Origin of the sequence: Streptomyces sp. NPDC001222, from assembly GCF_042896945.1 — a bacterium.
Taxonomy (GTDB): domain Bacteria; phylum Actinomycetota; class Actinomycetes; order Streptomycetales; family Streptomycetaceae; genus Streptomyces; species Streptomyces gibsoniae.
Map to the genome: position 1 here is coordinate 1 of NZ_JBIAXT010000067.1, position 14,886 is coordinate 14,886.

Here is a 14,886-nt window from a genome sequence, read left to right on the forward strand (position 1 = left end):
CACGCTTTCCGTCCCAGCAGTAGCCCTGCTCAATCAGGTAGCCCACGCCGTGGTCCCAGCGGTAGTCGGCGGGGTTGACCTCGGCCGACCGCTGGGCGTGTACGGAGGCGGGAGTCGCGGCCGAAGCGGTGCCCCCGGCACCGACAACGGCGACACCCGCGACCGCCACGGAGGAAACGGCGACAGCAATCCGCTTCGTGAGCTTCTTCATGATCTTTCCTTCCGGTTGGTGCGATCTGCGCCAACGGCTGCTTTTGCAGGCGATGTGTAGCGCCTGGCGTTGTGTGGCGTTGTCCGTCCAGCAGTTCCGTACGTTGTATGGAATCGCCCTGCCAGGATAACCATACGACGTATGGAAATGGGGCGGCGGTGACAGTGACTCGGGTCACTCGGACCACCTGACCGAAGGGATGTACCTGCACGCTTCTCAGCAACTGGAAGGTGGTTGCCGGGAGTTCGTCTCCTTCCCCCTCACCCTGCCGGCCCGAATACCAGCTCTCCATCACAGGCATGTAGGCACTCAGCTCTGGCCTCATGCTGGAGAGGAGGGGGGTGTGACAGCGGAGGAAGAAGTGGTGGAGATGCGGACCGTTGTCGCCCTCACACGCTGTCAGGGGTATGCGCAGTGCGTGTTCCTCGCCCCTGAGGTGTTCGAGCTGCACGGGGAGGAGGGGCTGCTGTACGCCACGGCCGTCCCGGACGACCAGGTGGAGCGGGTACGTCAGGCCGCGGCGGCGTGCCCGGTGCAGGCGATCCTCCTCGGGGAAGAGGTGAGCACCGGTGCCCGGTGACCTGAAAGACGGCCGTATCGTGATCGTCGGCGCGTCGCTGGCCGGGTTGAGAGCCGCGGAGGCGCTGCGCGAGGAGGGCTTCACCGCATCCCGAGCAGTTGGACCGGCTGCGCAGCGACCCCGAACTGCTGCCGCGAGCAGTGGAGGAACTGCTGCGTAACGAGCCCCCGGTCCACATGCGCGAGCGCATTCCGCACGCCGATATCGACGTCGCCGGCACCAAGATCCCGCAACACGCGTCCGTCATTCTGGTGCTGGCATCAGGCGACCGCGACCCCATGCGGTTCCACGAGCCCGACCGGTTCGACCCCACCCGCCCAGGCACCAACACCTCGGCTTCGGCAGCGGTATCCACCTCTGCTACGGCGGACCCCTGGCCCGGATCGAGGCATACATCGCGCTCAGCGCGCTGCTTCCCCACCTCGGCAGCGCCCGCCTGGTCGAGGACCCGCCTCTACCGCCAGAACGCCATGCTCCGCGGCCCCTGCCGCCTGTCCATCCAATTGTGAAGCCGCGTCGTCGGCAGACAGCACATCGTCTTCACGCCGCAGCGGGAAGGGGCCGCCGGGCGAGGTCACGGGCCTCGTCCGCGGAGACGCCAAGCATGTGCAGGAGCATCTCGGCCATCTTTGCGGCTGCATGATCCCTGTCGGCCTCGGGCTGATGGGACCAGAGCTGCAGGAGCGCCAGCAGGCTGCCGTTCAGCACGGTCAAGGCGATCATCGGGTCGACCACGGTGAAGCGGCCAGAAGTCATGCCCTGCTCCACGTCGTGTCTCGCGCGCGGAGCCAGTCCGCAGCCGGCGCATATGCGGCCGAGCTCGCTGTGGCAGAGAATCCGCATGATCTCCGGGTGTGAGCTGGCCATGCGTGCGCTGAGCCGCGTAGCGGCGGCGAGGCGCTCGGCGGGGTCGTCGACGCCGTACAGATGTTTGTCGACGGCTCGGGCGAACTCCTCCAGGGCATCGGCCACGGCTGCGTCGAACAGGTCCGGCTTGGACGTGAAGTGGTTGTAGAACGAGCCGAAGCCCACGTCGGCGAGCTCCGCGATGGTCCGGATGCTGGCGCTCGTATCGCCCGAATCGCCCAGGAGCTGCCGCGCGGCGCGGACGAGTGCCTGCCGGGTCTCGGCCCGACGGCGTTCGAAACGATTCCTGGGTGAGGCTGACATCGGCATACACCGCACGCAAGGTCACCAGTTCTGATGAATTCATCATCGCGTTTCCGCTGCGAATTGTCCAGCCTGAACCTCGCCGCCCAGGGGCCAGCGATTGCAGCGGCGACAGAGGCCGCCTCGCCTCCCCCGTCGCACTGCATGGCCACATTTGATTGAACGATCAGTTTCGGGGCCTTGACGATGAATCGATCGTATCTGACTATTTCATCAGAAGTGGGCAAAATGGTGCAAAGGTGACGGATGCCGGGCTGCGGGTCACGGGGCAGCGGCGGAGGTCGCCCGCTGCACCGCAAGGCTCCCGCTCCGCCCGGGGTCTCCGCCTCCTGCCCATCACCGTCCACCACGGCTACAGACCGGGCGGCCGCGCCCGCATGCCGGCACTCCCTCACCTCCGAACTGAAGGGGATCAACCACGATGACGCATACCGACCACACGCCACTCGCCAAGCCGGTGAGCCCCGGCGAGATACCGGACTCGGCGATAGCGGTGATCAATGCGGACGGGACGGTGGCGGCGTGGACGCAGGCCGCTGAGCGACTTGTCGGGTACTCGGCTGCGGAAGTGGTGGGCCGATCCGCCGCGCACGTGCTACCGCCCCCTGAGGAGGCCCGAATGGCTTCGCTGTCCGCCGAGCAGCGCCGTGCCCAAAGTGGCTGGTCCGGCACCGCCGCGGTCCGCCACCGCGACGGCCACACGCTCAAGATGTCGCTGCGGGTCTCGCTGTTGTGGGGACAGGACGCCGACACCCGGTGGCTGGTATCCGTGACCGACATAGGCGCCCTGTCCTCGGAGCCTGCCAACGGACCGGTGCGGGAGTCGCTCCTTGCCCATGCACCGATCGGCATCGTGGTGTATGACCCACAGTTGCGCTGTACCTGGGTGAACGACGCCATGGAGCGCCACGACGGCATTCCCCGTGACCGGCGCTTCGGACGCCGTCTGAAGGACTCGCTGCCCGCCGTGGAGGCCGAAGCGCTCGAGGTGGTGATGCAGCAGGTGCTGCAGAGCGGTACCACCATGGTCCACGAATACCGGGCGTGGCCGCTGTCGGACGGGCGCCGTGAACATGCGTTCTCGGCCTCGTTCTTCTGCCTCCAGGACGCGGACGGCACGGCAATGGGAGTGTGCTCCATGACCGTGGATGTCACCGGGAACCGGCGGGCGCGCGAACGCCTTGCCATCCTCAGCGAGGCGAGTACGCGCATCGGCAGCACCCTCGACGTCATGCAGACCGGGCAGGAACTGGCCGAGCTCGCCGTGCCCCTGCTGGCCGACCACGCCCTCGTCGATCTGGTCGAGTCGGTTCCCTTTGGCGTGGAACCCTCGGCACGGATCGGCACGACGAGCGGCCGCCCGCCGCTGCTGCGGCGTGCCGGCGTGGCCTCCATCGACCTGGGACTCCTGGAGTTGCCGTGGGTGCGGGAAGAGGTGATCCACACCCACCCGAGCTCATCGTTCGCCGTCGCCCTGCGCACGGGCAGGTCTCACCTGGAGCCGGTGCTCGACACCCAGGCCGGTCCGTGGGTCGACCACGACCCGGTGCGGGCGCAGAAGGTGCGGGACAGCGGCGTCCACTCCTTGCTGGTCGTGCCCATCCGTGCGCGGCGCTGCGTGCTGGGACTGGCGCTGTTCGGCCGCTCCGAGGAACAAACGCCGTTCCAGGAGGACGACCTGCTCCTCGCCGAGGAGCTCGTCACCCGGACCGCGCTCAGCCTGGACAACGCCCTGCGGTATGCGCGCGAGCGCACCGCGGCCCTCACCCTGCAACGCGACCTGCTTCCCCATCGAGTGCAGGTCGGTGCCGCCGTCGAGGTCGCCTCGCGCTATGTCCCCGCCGACATGGACCACGGCGTGGGCGGTGACTGGTTCGACGTGATCGAGCTGTCCGGCGCCCGGGTGGCCCTCGTCGTCGGCGATGTGGTCGGACACGGCCTCAACGCCGCGGCGACCATGGGCAGGCTACGCACCGCCGTGCGCACGCTCGCGGACCTCGACCTGCCCCCCGACGAACTGCTGACGCACCTCGACGACACGGTCCGGCGACTGAACGACGAGGACGCCGACGACACCGACCAGGCCCCCGCGGTGGTGGGCGCCACCTGTCTGTACGCCGTCTACGACCCGGTCACCCGGCGGTGCACCATGGCGCGGGCCGGGCATCCACCGCCCCTGATCGTCGACGCACAGGGCCGGGTCACCGTCCCCGACCTGCCCGCCGGAGCCCCGCTCGGCCTCGGCCTCGGCCTGGTCCCCTTCGAGTCCGTGGAACTGGAACTGCCCGAAGGAAGCGTGCTCGCCCTCTACTCCGACGGCCTGGTCGAGTCCCGGGACGAGGACATCGACACCGGCCTGCGCCGCCTGGGCGCCGCCCTGGCACAGCCGGGCGCATCCCCGGAGGACATGTGCTCGCGAGTGATGGAGACCTTGCGGAGTCACACGCCGGCCGACGATGTCACCTTGCTCCTTGCCCGGACCCGCGCGCTCGAGCCCACCCAGGTCGCCTCCTGGGACCTGCCGAACGAACCGGTCACCGTCACCACAGCCCGGCACCTGGCCGCCCGTCAGCTCAGGGAATGGGGACTGGAGCCGCTCGTGACGCCCGTGGAATCGATCGTCAGCGAACTGGTCACCAACGCCATCCGCCACGGTGGCGGACCCAGCCGCCTACGGCTCATCCAGCACCGAGTGCTGACGTGCGAGGTCTTCGACAGCAACACCGGCCAGCCACGCCCCCGCCATCCCGGCGATCTCGACGAGCACGGCCGCGGCCTCCACCTGGTCGCCCAGCTCTCGCGCCGGTGGGGCTCCCGCTGCGCAACGGACGGCAAGGTCGTCTGGGCCGAACAGGACCTGCCCGCCAGGGCCGGTGCCCTGTGACCCGTCGGCGAGCCGCGCGCGCCAGGGGTCGTCCGCGCGTGTCGGTCTCTCGTAGCCGCAGGGCTCTTACCAGGAAGCCAGCGTTATGGATCACCCAGTGAATGGTGAAGACGCCGACTCGGTAGGCGCCTCCCAAGCAGCTACGAGTTGTCTTTGGTGCCGGTCCTGGCCGGGATGTCCGCCCTGGACGGCCGGCAGTCGCGGTGCTGGACGACCGAGGCGTGGTGGTGGGGCGGACCGGGACAGCAGAGGATCTGACGGGGTTCCACGCCGATGACGTCCACGGCCGCCCCGTGCGGCCCTGCTCTTCGCCGCAGTGGCCGCAGCCGTGGTGATGAGGCGACTTGCCAGGTCCTGAGCGTTGCCTCATCGCACGGTCCACCGTCCTCAGTGGGTTTCGGATTGAGGAGTCGGCCATGGAGCCTTCGGAGAGGTATCGAAGACCGGCCACTCGTCGTGAAGTTCGGCCGGGACCGCCTAGGCATCCACCTCGTGGCCGAGTCGAGGGGAAGCCGGCGAGGATCTCGCGCAGTGCCTACAGGATTTGTGGCCAGCGGCTTACAAGGGAGGGTCTGAGGGCGTTCCTGCCATGGCCGACGAAGGACTGCCGGGATGGCGGACCACACGGCTGTCCGTCAAGGTCGGTCACGAGTGGACGAAGAGTCAACGTACTGTCAGCCGGTCCAGGCCAGGTTGAGCGCCGGTTCGTTCGAAGCCATCCGGCAGTGATCGAGTCACGCCGTTGTGCCGGAATCGATGGGACGGTGGCGCAGTGCCGTCCCGGACGGGGGTCTGACTCATGAGATCTATGACCGAAGTGTCCAGTCACAGGCTTGTCGACTGTCGTTGCGGGATGGCGACTGCTGGTACCGAGCCACAGGGCGTGTCCCAATAGCGCCTCTGTGTGTCAAGCGGCTTGAGCAAGGTGGTTCCGGTGGTCTCGTTTCATGATCCGGTAGACCACGTTGGACAGACGTCGTTTGAGGGCCCTTCGGGCTTCCGAAGGTGTCTTCCCCTCACTGATCTTGCGGAGGTAGTAGTCCTGCCCGCGCCCGCCGCCGCGGATCTGGCAGACGGCGATCGTGTGCAACACAGAGTTCAGCGCGCGGTTGCCGCCGGCGTTGAGCCGGTGGCGGACGTTGTTGCCACTGGAGGCGTCCAGGGGTGCGCTGCCGGTGTAGCTGGCGAAGTGGTGCTCGGTGGGGAACCGACTGATGTCCCCGATGTGACCGATGACCTTCGCGGCCAGCACGGTGCCCAGGCCCGGCAGGGCGGTGAGCGTGGTGCGAGTCGCGGCGACGGCTTCGCGCATCTCCGCTTCGTTGTCCTTGACCTGCCGGTCCAGTCTGCGCAGGTCGGCCAGCAGGTCACGGGCTATGTCCCGGCGGCAGTTGTCGGTGGCCGTGAGCGGCCGGATCCCCTTCATCAAAGCGGCAGCCTTGTCGGCCGACAGCGCGGTGGGGGCACCGCCGGGCAGGAGATCACGCAGGACGGCGTGGAGTCGGTTGAGGACGCGGGTGCGCTCGTGGACCAGGTCGTCTCGACGCTCGGTCAGCAGCCGCAGGATGGTCGTCTGGTCCTCCCGAGTCACAGGACGCAGGTCGGGGCGGAAGAGGGCGACCTGGGCGACGTGGAGAGCGTCCTTGGCGTCGGTCTTGCGGTCTCCTCCGGTGGCCAGCAGCCGGGCCCGGGCCGACAGGGTGGAGGGCACGTCGACCACGTTCTCGCCCGCGGCGGCCAGCTGCTGGGCGAGCGAGCGGCCCAGGCCGCCGGCACCCTCGATCGCGAAACGACGGTCGGGCCACTGCTCGCACCAGCCCATCAGCTGGCGGAAGGTTCCGGCATTGACGACGAACCGGCGCTGGGCCACCTGATGGCCTGCGGCGTCAACTGCGACGGCGGTGTGGGACGACTTATGGGGATCGACACCGATCAGGATCACAGGCTGCTGCCCTCGCACTCGATGAGTCAGGAAGGGGAGTGCGGTGGGCACCCTGACTTGAAGTCACCGTGTCACCTTCATGCCTCTGTCGAGCCACACCGCGCGGGTGTCGGCCGGCGACGGCACGCTATTGGTGAGCCAGCCCGAGGGCGGCAAGGGGCACTGCGGGCCCGTGCCGACCGACACCCTGGACGCTACGGCTGCAGACCGAGCATCTGGGCTCGATTCAACAAGTCAGGGGCCTTGCCGATCTTCAGGCGCCATCACGGTTCAGACCGCCCGAGCAGGCCGGTGCCATCCACCCCAGCCAGCACGTCACCCACGTCGGAGGCGAACCATCATGACGACCCGACAGCACAGCACCTCCTCGAGCACGGATCCGCCCGTTCGGCGCGAGGTCGTACTGGGCGTGGACACGCACGGCGAGGTGCATGTTGCCGCCGTGATCTCCCCGCTCGGGAAGATCCTGGGAACGGAGTCCTTTCCGGCGACGGCGGCCGGCTACCGGCGGTTGCTCGTGTGGGCCCGCAAGCGGGGTACGGTGCGCCGTGCCGGTGTGGAGGGCACCGGCACCTTCGGCGCGGGCCTGTCCCGCTACCTGCTGGCCCAGCAGATTCAGGTCTTCGAAGTGAACCGGCCCGACCGCTCGGCCCGCCGGCTGCTGGGGAAGTCGGATCCGCTTGACGCTCAGGCCGCCGCGCGAGCCGTGCTCAGTGGCCGCGCCCGGGCCCGGGCCAAGTCCGGCGACGGTCCGGTGCACAGCGCCCGGATCTTCAAGCTCGCCAAGGACTCCGCGGTCAAGGCCCGTACCCAGGCGATCAACCAGCTCAAAGCCGTCCTGGTCATCGCCGATCCCGCACTGCGGGAACGACTTTCCAGCCTGGGCAACCGCGAGCTGTTCCGCACCTGCACACGCCTCGGGCCAGGCGACGGCGAGGACGGCGAGAACGCGGTGGCCCAGGCCACCCACATGACCCTGAGAATGCTCGCCGAGCGCATCGAACAGCTCACCGGGCAGATCGATGAGCTGAACCAACGCCTGACCCAGCTCGTCGAACACCACGCCCCACAGCTACTCGTACCGGTGGGCATCGGCCCGGACAGCGCAGTCACCTTGCTGATCACCATGGGGGACAACCCCGAGCGGCTGAACACTGAGGCGTCCTTCGCCGCTCTATGTGGGGTCAGCCCCGTCGAGTATTCGTCGGGCCGTCGGAGCACGCGTCGGCTCAACTACGGCGGCGACCGGCAGGCCAACGCTGCCCTGCACCGCATTGTGTTCACCCGCCTACGCCACGACCCCCGTACCCAGGCGTACTACGAACGCCGCACGCAGGAGGGCAAGACCCGACGCGAGATCATCCGATGCCTCAAGCGATACGCAGCCCGCGAGGTCTTCAACCTGGTCAGACCGGTCCTCCGCACCCCTACGTTATAGGGGCGTCCTGTGACAGCGCCTGTGACAGGGCGGTGATAGGGCAATGCCGCGCCGGGGAGCATGCTGGCGGGGCCTCTGCCCGGAGCCACGAGACGAAGCCCCACCGGAGCACTCCGGTGGGGCTTCGTCTCGAGCTCGACTGTGCTTGCGCGCATGACGCGCTCGGCTCCTCATGCAGTTGGTGTTCCTGCGATGCGCTCGGCGACGCTGGATTTGCGATCGCAGCCAGCAAGACAGGGATCATCCGTGAGGCGCGGTGTGCACTGCTCGGGCGGGCTCGGCGGTATGCCGACAGTCGGTGGATGTGTGACGTCGTGGCCACCGTTGATGCTGCACCCGTGACGAAACCGGGCTTGGTCGTACGTGCCGGACGTTCTGCGGTGACAGGGCACAATAGTCCGCACGCGGTGGCTGGGGGAGCGGCTCTGGGGAGGGCGTCGTGAAGTTCAGAAAGCGAACGCTAGAAATGCTCGGCGACCTCATTTGCGGAAACCTCGGTGCGGCAGATCCTCAAGCTGAGGCCGAGCCTGCATATTTCCCGTATCGCTCGAGCAGCTACATCACCGAGTTCTTCGCGGAACTCGACATGGAATTCGAGCACGACGGTTCGACGCGGCACCGCTGGGTCGCTGGAGTGCTGGAACAATTGTTGGCGGAGCCGCACGAGGGGCCTTCACACCCACCGGAGTCCTTCTGCAGGGTGATCGACCACCTGATGAGTCCGGCGGATGCCCTCAATGAGGGTCTCGACCGGCCCAATGCCCTGCGCTTGCTGAACAATGCGCTTGCCCGGGAAGGGTTCGAAGCCTTCTACGGGGAGGATAAGCACTGCTACCTGCGGCACATCGGAACGAACACTGTCTCGATGTTGGCCAAGAACCCGCATCGTCCTCTGACCGCCGCTGAGATGCAGCGGCGTACAGCACTTGCTGCGTTCCTGGACACGTGCAGCGAGGATGCACTCATTGAGGAGGTGCTGCTGCCACTCTTCCGTCAACTGGGCTTCCACCGGATCACTGCAGCCGGTCACCGGGACAAGGCGCTGGAGTACGGCAAGGACATCTGGATGCGTGACACCCTGCCGACCCAGCACTTCCTGTACTTCGGCATCCAGGTGAAGCGCGGGAAACTGGACGCCACCGGAAAGTCCAGGGCGGGCAATGCCAACATCGCTGAGATCCACAATCAGGCTCTGATGATGCTGGCGCACGAGATCTTCGACCCCGAGACCAACCGGCGCGTCCTCGTCGACCATGCGTTCATCGTGGCCGGCGGGGAGATCACCAAGGCTGCACGCAACTGGCTGGGCAACGCGTTGGACGCGGCGAAGCGTAGCCAGATCATGTTCATGGATCGCGACGACATTTTGAACCAGTTCGTGGTGACCAACCTGCCGCTTCCCGTAAGTGTGCTGCCGGGTGCGACGCCATCCGGTGGTACCGCGAAAGCGTCATTCTGATGCTCGTTCGGGGCCTGCGGCCTCAGGCGGACCGGCCGACGTGGCCGGGGATACGGCCGTCAGCAAAGCTGCCAGGGGGCCTGGCCGCGACCGCGGCGACGGAGTTGGGGCGGGTCGGCAGCACGAACCAGACGCTCTTTCCCCGGCCGTGGTGGCGGACGCCTCGCGCGCCGGCGAGCGCGTTCAGCAGGGGTATCCTTCGGCCGGACTCAGTAGGATCCTCGACGGCGGTGTCCGGCGTCAGGCTGCCCCGCAGGGGTGCGGCCTCACCACCGACCAGCTCGAGACGGGTTGGTGCGCCGCCCTCTGCCGCATTGTGTTCGGTGCGCCCGGGTCCTCAGCTCGGGTCCTCGACCTCGCACTCCAGCAGGCCACACCGCAACTGGGCGGTGACCAGAACGCGCCAGGTGTTCCGGGCGCGCAGAACGGCATTGCTGACCAGTTCACTCAGCAGCAGGACCGCCGACTCCGCGCTGTCCTTTGACACGGCCCACCCCGCCATGACAGCCCGCAGCCAACAGCGGGTGTCACGGGCGTCCCTGGGTGGCGGAGTTACCGATGGCCAGGCCCTCGGCGAAGTTGTGCAGGCCGATGCCGGTGGCGATCATCAGGGGGAGCGAGCCCGCCTGGCTGCGGGTGCGAGGAGCCAGCTCGGCGGAGGCGGCGGCGCCCGGGCCGGCGGGCCGCGGCGGCGGGTGATGACGCCGTTCACTGCTGGCCGCGTCTCAGGGCGCGACGGGTGCGTCCTGCGTGCGCTGGTCAGCCGGGATCAGGCGTGGGATGAGCCGGACGAAGGCGGCCATGCCGAGGACCTCGACGAGGATTTGGGTGACGACGACGACCGCAGCCACCGCGAGCGGATCAGGCAGGGCGAGGTCCAGGGGCAGCACGACCAGGGAGTTGCGGGTCCCGCCGGTGAAGACGATGGCCCGTCCGGCACCGGTGTCCAGATGGAAGAGCCGGGTGATGGCCTTCCCGGCGAAGGCCATCACGACCAGGAACAGCACGTAGAAAGGGACAAACGACGCGACGTCGCTCAGGCTGTCGCCGAGCTTAGGGACCTGGGAGGCGACCACGCTCAGCAGGGTCGCGGCCATCAGCGGCACCATCGTGGTCGTCGCCGCGTCGGAGACCTTCTGCCCGGCCGGGTGGCGCACGGCCCACGCCTGCAGGGCCCAGGCGAGCGCGAGCGGGATGACGATCAGGGCGAGGAAGGCTTCGAGGAACGGGCCGATCTCGACGATGTCGGCAAGGCCCGGGCCCATGAAGAGATACAGGAACCCCGGCAGCAGCATCTGCGCGACGAGGAGGAGCGGGGTGGCGGCCAGCAGGCGGCGGCTGGATCCGCCGGCCAGCCTGGAGAAGACGATCACGTAGTCCACGCACGGACACAGCAGCACCAGTAGCACCCGAGCCGGACGGCTTGGTCGGCGGGCAGCAAGGCGATCATCCCGGCGACGACCAGCGGCACCACTACGAAGTTCACCACCAGCGCCGCGGTCAGGAACCGGCCGTCGCGCAGCGAGCAGACCAGTTCGGCGGCCGGGACCTGGAGGAAGGTGACGAACAGCAGGGCGCCGAGGACGGGGTTGATGGCGTGCTCCAGCCCTGGGCCGGCGTCCGGGGCGAGCCGACCCAGCAGTCCTCCGGCGGCCATCGCCGCGAGGTAGATCGCGACCTGGTGGTGTTCCATCCGTTCGACCAGGCCCTGCAGCCCCTGCTCAGGCACCCGGACTGCTCCTTCGCCCTCGTACCGGCTGCCCGGCGGCAGCCGCATGCGCATCCACACAGGCCCTCCCGCCGGCGCGGACACCGGCGGCATCTGTAGTCCTCAGTGCATCGGTGCGCTGTCCTTGGGCGGCGGACCGACGCTGGGCATGCCGAGATCGGCGCGGGCCGGGGTGGTGCGGCACACCGCGCGACGTCGGCGCACGACGAAGAATCCCACTCCGGCGGCCACGGCAGGCACCGCGAGGGCGGGCATCCACAGGGCCCCGATCGCCGAGGTGACGCCGATGCCGCCGAGCACCGCCAGGAGGGGGCCCACGCAGCACACCGCGCAGGCGGCCAGGGCGGCCGCGCCGGCGCCGAGGGTGCCCCAGGTGCGGAACGGGCGGGAGGACGACGGGCTCATGCGGGTGCTCCGAAGAGATGGGCCAGCATCCCGGCGGCGTTCTCGGGTGCTCGCACGTTCAACTGGATGGCGCTGGGGGTCAGGTGCAAGGTGAAGTCGAAGAACGCGCAGCAGCCTTGTTCGGCCGCGGCAAGCGCCGCGAGCCGTCCGGCGAGCTCGACGTCCGGCGGGAAGGACAGCCGCAGCCCGTCGGTGATCTCCTCGCGCTGTTCGGCCTTCTCCACCAGCGCGCGCCACTGCTCGGTTCGCTCGCCGAGCTCGGCGCCGCCGAGGGTGCAGGCGACCGGGGCATCCCGCCACTCCTCCGGATCCGGGCCTACCGTCCGGTCGGCAGCGGGGCGGGTCGGTGAGAGCGTTACCAGCACTGGCCCGGCCTGCGGGGTGCTGGTCGTGGTGCAGTCGCAGTCCGGGCCGCATGCGCCATCGGGCGCCGGGCCGGACAACTCGATGTGGACTGCAGCCAGGTGGGCGGAGAAGGCGAGCAGCTCGGCGATCCGGCCGTCGGTGTCCGCGATCCGGTCGGCGATCAGCGGCAGCATCCGGGCCCGTACCGAGGCGCACACGCCCGCCTGGCGGATCTCCAGCAGGTCGCGGATCTCCTCCAGCGCCAGGCCCAGCAGTTTCGCCGAAGAGATGAAAGCCAGCCGCTCCACCGCGTCCTCGCCATAGACGCGGTATCCGGAGGCGGTGCGCCCAGCCGGCAGCAGTCCGGCGCTCTCGTAGAAACGCAGTGTCGTGGCCGGGAGACCGGATCGCTCGGCCAGCTGTGAGATGCGGTAGGTCGTCACACCGCCGACGGTAAACCTTCAACCCGACTCGAAGGTCAAGCCTCACTAACGGCCGGTCCGGCGGCCGTCAGCCGTGGCTGGGAGGCCGAGCTCACCGAGCAGGCCGCGTACGCGCTGCTCGATCTCGTCCCGGATCGGGCGGACAGCGCCGACGCCCTGGCCGGCCGGGTCATCCAGCTGCCAGTCGAGGTACCGCTTGCCCGGGAAGACGAGGCAGGTGTCCCCGCAGCCCATGGTGATGACCACGTCAGACGCCTGCACCGCCTCGGAGGGAGAGGCATCTCCATCAGGTCCATGGCAGGAGTTTCCAACCTGCGCATAGACGCACAGCGGTCATCAGACTGCGAGGGTCGCCTTCGCCCCGCCTTGAGTAGGTGCCCTCGGCGCGTGCATTGGTTTTCGTCGTACAAATCTAACGGCTGCCCGGGGCACCGTGGTTACGCCCGCGCGCGCCGTGCAGCATCGGGCGGCAGGTCAGGTCACAGACGGGTGGTGAACCGTCCGTCGGGCAGTTTGCGCAGCGAGTGGATGCTGGGCCGCTTCGCAGGTCCCTCCGACCCAGGCCGCAGGCTGGCCAATTCTTGACCGTACGCGGCCAGTTGTTTACGTGATGGGTCTATGCGTGTCAACCAGGGGCTCGTCACACTTCAGGGCAGTTCCACCACGCACAGCACACGCACAGATGCCCACCGGCGGCCCCCAAGTTCCACGGCTCTGGGCTGCCGGACCGCCCCCGCGCCTCCGGGAGTATCTCCGTGCTCAAGAAGAACAGATGGTGGATTTACCTGGCGGCCACCCTGGCCGCCACGCTCGCGACGGTATTGTCCCTGACCGCCACCAGCAGCAGCGCCGGAGCGCGCTATCACTCAACTCCCGACGCCGAGGAACACGAGGACGTGGTCGCCAAGAGCGCTGCCACTACGGGAAGTTGCGGTGTGGAGCGGTGGTCGGTGAAGACCGGCACCGACGCCGATGCCGGGTCGATCAACCTACAGTCCACCACCTCGACCACCATCGCGTCCCTCGACGCGCTCCCCGCCCCGTCCTCGCTCCCGGCCAACAACCGGGTGAAGCCGACGGAGACCACCGTCTACCGGCTTCAAGCGACGCTGACGCAGTACAAGCTCGAAGCCGACTCCGATTACCACCTGGTCCTCAGCGACGGCTCCGGGCACACGATGATCGGCGAGATCCCGGACTCTGCGTGCGTCGGCGTCGGCAGCCCGCTGCTGTCCAGCATCCAGAAGGCGCGCGGCGAGTTCGACGCGAAGTACACGGCTACCGGTAGCTTCCAGACGGCAAACGTGCCCGTCACCCTCACCGGCGTGGGCTTCTTCGACTTCAACCACGGCCAGACCGGGGTCGCCCCCAACGCCATCGAACTGCACAGCGTGCTGGACGTGCAGTTCGGTACCGGCACGGGCGGCAGCGTCACGGTCACCAGCCCCGGCAGCCAGTCCGGCACGGTCGGTACGGCGGTCTCGCTGCCTATTTCCGCGACCGACACCGCGGGTGGGACGCTAAGTTATTCGGCGACCGGCCTGCCGCCTGGTCTGTCGGAGAACTCCAACAGCGGGGTGATCTCGGGTACGCCCACGACGGCTGGCACGTACAGTGTCACGGTCACCGCGCACGACAGCACCGGCCCTTCTGGCAGCACGTCCTTCACGTGGACGGTGAATCCCGCGGGTGGCGGCAACTGCACCCCCGCCCAGCTGATCGGCAACCCGGGTTTCGAGACGGGCACCGCCGCACCGTGGACCACGGGTTCCGGCGTCATCAGCAACACCTCGGCCGAGCCCCCGCACACCGGCAGTTGGGACGCCTGGCTGGACGGCTACGGCTCCACCCACACCGACACCCTGTCTCAGTCGGTGACCATCCCGGCCGGCTGCACGGCGACCCTCTCCCTCTACCTGCACATCGACACCGCCGAGACCAGCACCACCACCGCCTACGACAAGCTCACCGTCCAGGCGAACTCCACCACACTGGCGACGTACTCCAATCTGAACGCGGCCGGCGGATACGTCCAGAAGTCCTTCAACCTGTCCAGCTTCGCCGGCCAGAGCGTCACGCTGAAGTTCACCGGCACCGAGGACTACACCAACCAGACCTCCTTCGTCATCGACGACACCGCAGTCAACGTCTCCTGAGCCTCAATTGGTCGGCTCCCGGTGTTCCGTCGGGGTCTGACACGAAAATGAAGTGCGCTGCCCAGGTCAGGCGGCTTGGATCGGTTCGAAGCGGAGCGTCAGGCCGAGGCTATTGGCCTCCTTG

Annotated in this window: 10 protein-coding genes and 4 pseudogenes; 6 read left to right on the forward strand and 8 right to left on the reverse strand. The window is 68.3% G+C overall.

What is annotated here, in order from left to right; translation table 11 throughout:
* A partial coding sequence (locus ACFY2Z_RS40805) for a hypothetical protein (RefSeq protein WP_390749057.1) occupies positions 1-211 on the reverse strand: 211 nt, incomplete at its 3' end.
* 370 nt (positions 212-581) lie between these two features.
* Here ACFY2Z_RS40805 and ACFY2Z_RS40810 point away from each other — a divergent pair.
* Positions 582-791, forward strand: coding sequence for a ferredoxin (locus tag ACFY2Z_RS40810; protein ID WP_390749066.1), 210 nt, complete (start codon positions 582-584; stop codon positions 789-791).
* Positions 792-877: 86 nt separating this feature from the next.
* Positions 878-1,300 (forward strand): annotated as a pseudogene (locus ACFY2Z_RS40815) (cytochrome P450); the annotation flags it as partial.
* A gap of 31 nt (positions 1,301-1,331) precedes the next feature.
* Here the strand turns inward: ACFY2Z_RS40815 and ACFY2Z_RS40820 are convergent.
* The gene (locus ACFY2Z_RS40820; RefSeq protein ID WP_390749058.1) at positions 1,332-1,967 is read right to left on the reverse strand and encodes a TetR/AcrR family transcriptional regulator; all 636 of its coding nucleotides are present in this window, start codon (positions 1,965-1,967) and stop codon (positions 1,332-1,334) included.
* 415 nt (positions 1,968-2,382) lie between these two features.
* Here ACFY2Z_RS40820 and ACFY2Z_RS40825 point away from each other — a divergent pair, with 415 nt between their 5' ends.
* A complete protein-coding gene (locus ACFY2Z_RS40825; protein WP_390749059.1) occupies positions 2,383-4,845 on the forward strand; it encodes a SpoIIE family protein phosphatase in 2,463 nt (820 codons plus the stop codon).
* A 907-nt stretch (positions 4,846-5,752) separates the two neighbouring features.
* On the opposite strand, the gene ACFY2Z_RS40830 is transcribed toward ACFY2Z_RS40825, so the two are convergent.
* On the reverse strand, positions 5,753-6,787 hold the full coding sequence (locus tag ACFY2Z_RS40830; RefSeq protein WP_390749060.1) for an IS110 family transposase: 1,035 nt from the start codon (positions 6,785-6,787) through the stop codon (positions 5,753-5,755).
* Between the two features lie 340 nt (positions 6,788-7,127).
* Between ACFY2Z_RS40830 and ACFY2Z_RS40835 the strand changes: the two genes are divergently transcribed.
* Both ACFY2Z_RS40835 and ACFY2Z_RS40840 read left to right on the forward strand, forming a co-directional pair.
* Positions 7,128-8,225 (forward strand): IS110 family transposase, encoded by a 1,098-nt coding sequence (locus ACFY2Z_RS40835; RefSeq protein ID WP_390749061.1) that lies wholly within the window; start codon positions 7,128-7,130, stop codon positions 8,223-8,225.
* Between the two features lie 439 nt (positions 8,226-8,664).
* Complete coding sequence (locus ACFY2Z_RS40840) at positions 8,665-9,684, forward strand: hypothetical protein (RefSeq protein ID WP_390749062.1); 1,020 nt, start codon at positions 8,665-8,667, stop codon at positions 9,682-9,684.
* 337 nt (positions 9,685-10,021) lie between these two features.
* Here the strand turns inward: ACFY2Z_RS40840 and ACFY2Z_RS40845 are convergent, their stop codons facing one another.
* The 5 genes and pseudogenes from ACFY2Z_RS40845 to ACFY2Z_RS40865 form a co-directional block, all read right to left on the reverse strand.
* Positions 10,022-10,171, reverse strand: a complete 150-nt coding sequence (locus ACFY2Z_RS40845; protein WP_390749063.1) for a hypothetical protein — start codon at positions 10,169-10,171, stop codon at positions 10,022-10,024.
* 238 nt (positions 10,172-10,409) lie between these two features.
* Positions 10,410-11,377, reverse strand: a pseudogene (locus tag ACFY2Z_RS40850) (bile acid:sodium symporter).
* 138 nt (positions 11,378-11,515) lie between these two features.
* Positions 11,516-11,818 (reverse strand): hypothetical protein, encoded by a 303-nt coding sequence (locus ACFY2Z_RS40855; protein ID WP_390749064.1) that lies wholly within the window; start codon positions 11,816-11,818, stop codon positions 11,516-11,518.
* Positions 11,815-12,606 carry a heavy metal-responsive transcriptional regulator gene (locus ACFY2Z_RS40860; RefSeq protein WP_390749065.1) on the reverse strand — a complete coding sequence of 264 codons (792 nt, stop codon included), beginning with the start codon at positions 12,604-12,606 and terminating at the stop codon, positions 11,815-11,817. Before ACFY2Z_RS40860 ends, ACFY2Z_RS40855 begins: the two co-directional genes overlap by 4 nt.
* Positions 12,607-12,651: 45 nt before the next feature.
* A pseudogene (locus ACFY2Z_RS40865) lies at positions 12,652-12,876 on the reverse strand (phosphotyrosine protein phosphatase); the annotation flags it as partial.
* 1,148 nt (positions 12,877-14,024) lie between these two features.
* Between ACFY2Z_RS40865 and ACFY2Z_RS40870 the strand changes: the two are divergent.
* Positions 14,025-14,762, forward strand: a pseudogene (locus ACFY2Z_RS40870) (putative Ig domain-containing protein); the annotation flags it as partial.
* Positions 14,763-14,886 lie beyond the last annotated feature (124 nt).

Excerpts from the sequence above, each read along its gene's own strand:
- ACFY2Z_RS40810 (WP_390749066.1), top strand. The coding sequence starts at position 582 with ATGCGGACCGTTGTCGCCCTCACACGCTGTCAGGGGTATGCGCAGTGC.
- ACFY2Z_RS40820 (WP_390749058.1), bottom strand. The coding sequence starts at position 1,967 with ATGCCGATGTCAGCCTCACCCAGGAATCGTTTCGAACGCCGTCGGGCC.
- ACFY2Z_RS40825 (WP_390749059.1), top strand. The coding sequence starts at position 2,383 with ATGACGCATACCGACCACACGCCACTCGCCAAGCCGGTGAGCCCCGGC.
- ACFY2Z_RS40835 (WP_390749061.1), top strand. The coding sequence starts at position 7,128 with ATGACGACCCGACAGCACAGCACCTCCTCGAGCACGGATCCGCCCGTT.
- ACFY2Z_RS40855 (WP_390749064.1), bottom strand. The coding sequence starts at position 11,818 with ATGAGCCCGTCGTCCTCCCGCCCGTTCCGCACCTGGGGCACCCTCGGC.